Source organism: Streptomyces sp., from assembly GCF_050698815.1.
Taxonomy (GTDB): Bacteria; Actinomycetota; Actinomycetes; order Streptomycetales; family Streptomycetaceae; genus Streptomyces.
The window spans coordinates 1-6,541 of record NZ_JBOHCV010000543.1 but is presented as its reverse complement, the minus strand read 5'-3'; the positions used below and the strand labels follow the sequence as shown (position 1 = coordinate 6,541).

Sequence of the window (6,541 nt, the reverse complement as noted above, 5' to 3'; positions counted from 1 at the left end):
TGACGCGCCGCGAAGGCGTACGCCTTGTACTGCCAGCCGGTGACACTGACCGGCTTGCCCCGGTGGAGGTCGCGCAGTGCCTGACGTACGACGGCGTCGACGTCGAGCCACGCCCAGTCGGGCAGGCCGAAGCCGGCGTTGTTGACGAGGACGTCGACGGGGGAGACGGAAGCGTACGCGCTGGCGGCGAGGCGGGCCTCGACCCGTGCGCAGCCGTCCGGCTCGAGGAGATCGGCGACGAGCACCTCCGCTTCGAGCCGTAACGGGAGCGCAGCTCGTCGGCTGTGGCCTTGAGACGGGTCTCGTCGCGGGCGACGAGAACGAGATCGGCTCCGCGGGCCGCGAGCCGACGGGCGAAGCAGGCTCCGAGGCCGGAACTGGCTCCAGTGATCAATACCGTGGTCATGGAACCATCCTTCCTGCCTCGTTGTGCGGTGGCGAACCCTCGCCTCATCGCGGGCATGGACGGCTCGTCCAGTGCCCGTGAACAGCTGTGGCATTGCATCGGCCTCACGGACGGCCTGTTGGGCAACGTGACTTCGCGCCACCTGTCCGGACGCGCGCGCCTCCTACGGGCGCGGCTGCTGTCGCGATGGTGGGGCCTTTCAACGGCTTCGGGTCAGTCGCCGTCTTCGCAGTCGTTGTGGCCGGCGGTGACGCCGCCCTTCGTGGTGCCACCCTTGCTTCCTCCGCTGGTGGTGCCTCCGCGGCCGCCGCTCGAGCCACCTACGGACTTGTTGAATGCGGCGAGCTGGGCGTCGTCGTTGCCAGGCATGTTCTGGGTGGGGGCGCCCTTGTCGCGCTTCTTGCAGTCCTTCTCGTCGGGGCCGCATCCGGTGGCGATGGTCAGGACTGCGGTGACGGCGATCGTGGTGGCGAGTGTGACAGCTCGGGGACCACGGCTGTTGGGAAGGTTCACAGTTCCTCCTGGCGGTTTGAACTACTCGCGTACTCAGTGAAGTGCGTTGCGTGCGCTGCCGTTTGCCTTTTCGAGGCTTCGAAGTAAGGATCCTCCCGACCTCGATGACTGACCAAGACGAGCCGGGCCTGAACGCAACGTCACCTTCGGGTTCGTGGAGCAGGGCCCCAGCCTGATCGGGCAGGCGCGGGGGTACGAGCAGTCCGCCGCCTGGCTGGTCTGGCCCTACGTGCCGGCCGGCGCCTGGGCGTGATCGACTCCGAGATTCTCCACCGCTCTTCTCTCCTGGCGGTCTACGGCGACTCCTGCAACGGCCAGACCTCGACCACTCCCTGTGCAACTGCGCATGGCGTCTTCGACACGAGTTGGACGGCCTCCTCGATGGTTGCGGCTTCGATGATCCCGAACCCGGCAACCGGGAGATCCGAGGTCATGAAGGAGCCGCTCTCCACGGTCATGCCGGCACCGTCGTGGTTGCGCACCTGTACAGGCGAGCCGGCGATGCCCGCAACGGCCCCGGCCTCAAGCAGGTGGGAGTCATGTGCATGTGCTTCATTCCGTACCGCCGCGTCGGTACGGTCGTAGCCGCCTTGGTCTCCATACCCAATGGTCACGAATTTCGCCATAGCAGGATCATTCCCCTCGTTCATGCGGTGTGCTCACCGGTGTTGACCCTCGACCGAGCCCAGATTCACCGCTACGTCTGGTGGTCATACACCCCTCACGTCCTGACCTGCGCAAGGAGTCCCGCATCTACGTCTGTTCGGCAGGATGGACGGCAGGTAATCTCCGTGGAAAACCCCGCTCGCGGTCATCCTCACCGGCGGCTACCGCGGAAAGGTCCGCTGAAGGGCGCGGTCGGCGCTACGGCTTGACCGAGCGGTAGTAGCGGCGGGCGCCGGTGTGCAGCGGGAGGGGCGAGGTGTAGATCGCTGTGCGCAGGTCGACCTTCTGGGCCGCGTGGACCTCGCGGCCGATCTCGTCGCGGTTGTTGACCACCCCGCGCGTCATGCCCTCGGTCAGGGCCGCGTCCGTACGGTCGGTGGTGACCAGCAGGTTCGCCACGGCGACCGTCTTGACGGACTCGCCCTGCTGGACGGCCGGGTAGGCGTCCGGCGGCATCACCGCGGCGCGGTAGTAGCGCGTCTCGGGCTGCTGGGCGTGGAGCTTCGGTACGAGGTCGCCGAGCTGGACGAGCTGGATGTTGGTCTTCGCCGCCAGGCTCTCGATCGCGCCGGTCGGCAGGCCGCCCGACCAGAAGAACGCGTCCAGCTTGCCCTTCGCCAGCATCCCCGGCATCCGGTCGATGCCCGCACGCACCGGACGCACGTCGTGGTCGACGTCCAGGCCGGCGGCCCGCAGCAGGCGGCCGGCGATCAGGTTCACGCCCGACCGCTCCTGGCCCACACCGACCCGCAGACCCTTGAGGTCCTTCGCGCTGCGCACGCCGGAGCCCGCCGGGACGACCAGCTGCATGTAGTCGTCGTACAGGCGGGCGCACGCGCGCAGCCGCTTGGCCTCCGGTTCCTTGGTGTCGCGGTACGCGGCCACCGCGTCCGCCGCCGCGATGGTGAAAGACGCCTTGCCGGTGGAGACCATCTCGAGGTTTTGCACCGAGCCCTGGCTGGAGCGCAGCCGGAGGTTGACGTCCGGCAGTTCGCGGGGGAGCCGCTCCTTGAGGAGGGTGCCGTAGCGGGCGTAGACGCCGGTGGGCACGCCGGTGGCGAAGGTGACCGTGCCGCTGGGGGACGGGCCGCCGCCGGGCAGCAGCCACCACAGCAGCAGTGCGAGTACGGCGATCAGGGCTGCGGCGGACCGAAGCAGCGTCCGCCGGCCCGGGCGGAGGCCTCCCGGTCCGGTTGGGATGCGGCGGAAGCTGACCATGGGCGCGATCGTGCCATTCGCGGGCACGGGAAGCGAGGGGCGATCGACGCTGCCCTCCTTCCGGCCGAGGGCCGCGCCCGCGCCTGCGGAGCTGTGGCGGGATCCACCCGGATCGATACGGCGCAGATCACATGCCGTCCGGTACGGTGACCAGCACCCCGGACTCCAGGAGTGAGGCCCGACAGAGCCGTCGGTCTTCGCCCGAACGAGGCGTTCCCGCCCTCCGAACGAGGGAAGCTCCAGCGCCGATCGATCCAGCGAGCTCATCGACACCGTCCACGAGGCTGCCGGACCGCTCTGATGAGCCGCGGTGACATCGCCGGTCCCTAGGCTGCCCGTCCGCGATACGACCAGGGAGTTTGATGTTCGGCAAGGTATTGGTCGCCAACCGTGGTGAGATCGCGATCCGCGCGTTCCGTGCGGCGTTCGAGCTCGGTATCTCCACGGTGGCCGTGTTCCCGTACGAGGACCGCAACTCACTGCACCGGGCCAAGGCGGACGAGTCGTACCGGATCGGTGAACCCGGTCATCCCGTCCGGGCGTACCTGTCGGTCGACGAGGTGATCAAGGCGGCGCGCAAGGCGGACGCCGACGCGGTCTACCCGGGCTACGGCTTCATGTCGGAGAACCCGGACCTCGCCGCGGCCTGTGCGGAGGCGGGGATCACTTTCGTCGGGCCACCCTCGTCGGTGCTGAACCTGACGGGGAACAAGTCCCGCGCGGTCGCGGCGGCGCGGGAGGCCGGCGTCCCGGTACTGAAGTCGTCGCAGCCGTCCACGGACGTGGACGAACTGCTCGCGGCCGCCGAGGACGTCGAATTCCCGGTGTTCGTCAAGGCGGTGGCCGGTGGTGGCGGGCGGGGCATGCGCCGTGTGGCCGAGCCCGGCGAACTGCGGGAGGCGATCGACGCCGCGATGCGCGAGGCGCAGTCCGCGTTCGGCGACGCGACCGTCTTCCTGGAGCAGGCGGTGGTGAACCCGCGCCACATCGAAGTGCAGATTCTCGCCGACGCCGAGGGCAACGTCGTGCACCTGTACGAGCGGGACTGCTCGGTGCAGCGGCGCCACCAGAAGGTCGTCGAGATCGCGCCCGCACCGAACCTGGACCCGGACCTGCGCGAGCGGATCTGCGCCGACGCCGTCGCGTTCGGCCGCCACATCGGCTATGTGAACGCGGGCACCGTGGAGTTCCTGGTCGACGAGCGCGGCAACCACGTCTTCATCGAGATGAATCCGCGTATCCAGGTGGAGCACACGGTGACCGAACAGGTCACCGGCCGGGACCTGGTGATCGCCCAGCTGCGCATCGCCGCCGGCATGACCCTTCCCGAACTGAACCTGACCCAGGACGACATCGTCCTGTCCGGCGCCGCCCTGCAGTGCCGCATCACCACCGAGGACCCCGCGAACGGCTTCCGGCCCGACGTGGGCACCATCTCCGCCTACCGCTCACCCGGCGGCCCCGGTGTCCGGCTCGACGGCGGCACGGTGCACACCGGCGCCGAGGTGTCCGCGTACTTCGACTCGATGCTGGTCAAACTCACCTGCCACGGGCACGACTTCGACAATGCCGCGCGCCGCGCGCGCCGCGCGATCGCCGAGTTCCGCATCCGTGGAGTGTCCACCAACCTCCCCTTCCTCGGCGCGGTGCTGGACCACCCCGAATTCCAGGCAGGCCGCGTCACCACCAGCTTCATCGACCAGCATCCCCAGCTGATCCACGCCCGCCCGTCGGCCGACCGGGGCAGCCGGATCCTCAACTACCTCGCCGAGACGACGGTCAACCGGCCCCACGGCCCCCGGCCGGTCGTCATAGACCCCGTCGAGAAGCTGCCGTCCGCGCCCCTGGGCGAATCACCGCCCGACGGCTCCCGGCAGCGCCTCGCCGCTCTGGGGCCGGACGCCTTCGCCGCCGAACTCCGCCGACAGTCCGCCGTCGCCGTCACGGACACCACCTTCCGTGACGCGCACCAGTCCCTGCTCGCGACCCGGGTGCGTACACGGGACCTGCTGGCCGTCGCGCCGCACGTCGCCCACACGGTGCCGCAGTTGCTGAGCCTGGAGTGCTGGGGCGGCGCGACGTACGACGTGGCGCTGCGGTTCCTGGCCGAAGACCCCTGGGAACGGCTCGCGGCCATCCGGGAAGCGGTGCCCAACGTCTGCACGCAGATGCTGCTGCGCGGACGCAACACCGTCGGCTACACGCCGTACCCGACCGAGGTCACGAAAGCCTTCGTCGCCGAGGCGGCGGCGACCGGGATCGACATCTTCCGGATCTTCGACGCCCTCAACGACGTCTCCCAGATGCGCCCGGCGATCGACGCGGTGCGGGAGACCGGCACGGCACTGGCCGAGGTCGCGCTGTGCTACACGGCGGACCTGTCGGACCCCGCCGAGACGCTCTACACGCTGGACTACTACCTGCGTCTGGCCGAGCAGATGACCGAGGCCGGCGCGCAGGTACTGGCGATCAAGGACATGGCCGGACTGCTGCGCCCGCCTGCCGCCCGCACGCTCGTGACCGCGCTGCGCGAGCGGTTCGACCTCCCGGTGCACCTGCACACCCACGACACGGCGGGCGGGCAGCTCGCGACGCTGATCGCCGCCATCGACGCCGGGGTCGACGCCGTCGACGCCGCCGTCGCCTCCATGGCGGGCACCACCAGCCAGCCGTCGCTTTCCGCGCTGGTCGCTGCCACCGACCACACGGAGCGGGCGACGGGGCTGTCGCTCCAGGCCGTCGGGGATCTGGAGCCGTACTGGGAGGCGACACGGAAGGTCTACGCGCCGTTCGAATCCGCGCTGGCCTCGCCCACCGGGCGGATCTACCACCACGAGATCCCCGGCGGGCAGCTGTCGAACCTGCGCCAGCAGGCCATCGCGCTCGGCCTGGGGGACCGCTTCGAGCTGATCGAGGACTGCTACGCGGCGGCGGACCGGATGCTGGGCCGGCTGGTGAAGGTGACACCGTCGTCGAAGGTGGTGGGAGACCTGGCGCTGCATCTGGTCGGAGCCGGAGTCGAGGCGGCGGACTTCGAGTCCGATCCGGGCAAGTTCGACGTGCCTGACTCGGTGATCGCGTTCCTGCGCGGCGAGCTGGGCGACCCTCCCGGTGGGTGGCCCGAGCCGTTCCGCACCCGGGCGCTGCAGGGCCGCCTGCCGCGGGCGGAGATCTCCGCGCTGTCCGCCGAGGACGAGCGCGGTCTGGCCGACGAGCCCCGGGCGACGTTGAACCGGCTGCTGTTCCCGGGCCCGACCAAGGAGTTCGAAGCCCACCGCGAGGCGTACGGCGACACCTCCGTACTGCCCACCAAGGACTTCCTCTACGGCCTTGAACCGGAGACGGAGCACACGGTCACCCTCGGGCCCGGCGTCACGCTGCTGATCGAGCTGGAGGCCATCTCCGAGGCCGACGAGCGGGGCTTCCGTTCGGTGCTGACCACACTCAACGGGCAGTTGCGGCCGGTGTCGGTACGCGACGAGTCCATCGCCACGGACGTCAAGGCGGCGGAGAAGGCGGAGCGGGGCGACGACCGCCACGTCGCCGCTCCGTTCGCCGGGGTGGTCACGCTGCAGGTGGCCGAGGGCGCCTCGGTGTCCGCGGGCCAGACGGTGGCCACCATCGAGGCGATGAAGATGGAGGCGTCCATCACGGCCCAGCGCGCCGGCACGGTCGGCCGGCTCGCGATCGGCGAGGTCCAGCAGGTCGAGGCCGGCGACCTGCTCATCGAGATCAGCT

Annotated in this window: 4 protein-coding genes and 1 pseudogene; 1 reads left to right on the top strand and 4 read right to left on the bottom strand. The window is 70.0% G+C overall.

All coding sequences use genetic code 11. The annotated features are described in order from the left end of the window. Positions 1-125 precede the first annotated feature (125 nt). The 4 genes and pseudogenes from ACRDP3_RS19720 to ACRDP3_RS19705 form a co-directional block, all read right to left on the bottom strand. A pseudogene (locus ACRDP3_RS19720) lies at positions 126-406 on the bottom strand (SDR family NAD(P)-dependent oxidoreductase); the annotation flags it as partial. 213 nt (positions 407-619) lie between these two features. Beyond that, entirely contained in the window at positions 620-919 is a 300-nt protein-coding gene (locus ACRDP3_RS19715; protein WP_431518292.1) for a hypothetical protein, read from the bottom strand. Between the two features lie 293 nt (positions 920-1,212). After that, positions 1,213-1,545, bottom strand: a complete 333-nt coding sequence (locus tag ACRDP3_RS19710; protein WP_431518291.1) for a hypothetical protein — start codon at positions 1,543-1,545, stop codon at positions 1,213-1,215. 238 nt (positions 1,546-1,783) lie between these two features. After that, positions 1,784-2,803, bottom strand: a complete 1,020-nt coding sequence (locus ACRDP3_RS19705; protein WP_431518290.1) for a TAXI family TRAP transporter solute-binding subunit — start codon at positions 2,801-2,803, stop codon at positions 1,784-1,786. 362 nt (positions 2,804-3,165) lie between these two features. On the opposite strand from ACRDP3_RS19705, the gene ACRDP3_RS19700 reads away from it, so the two are divergent. Next, positions 3,166-6,541, top strand: a 3,376-nt coding sequence (locus tag ACRDP3_RS19700) for a pyruvate carboxylase (protein WP_431518289.1), incomplete at its 3' end; no start/stop codon positions are given.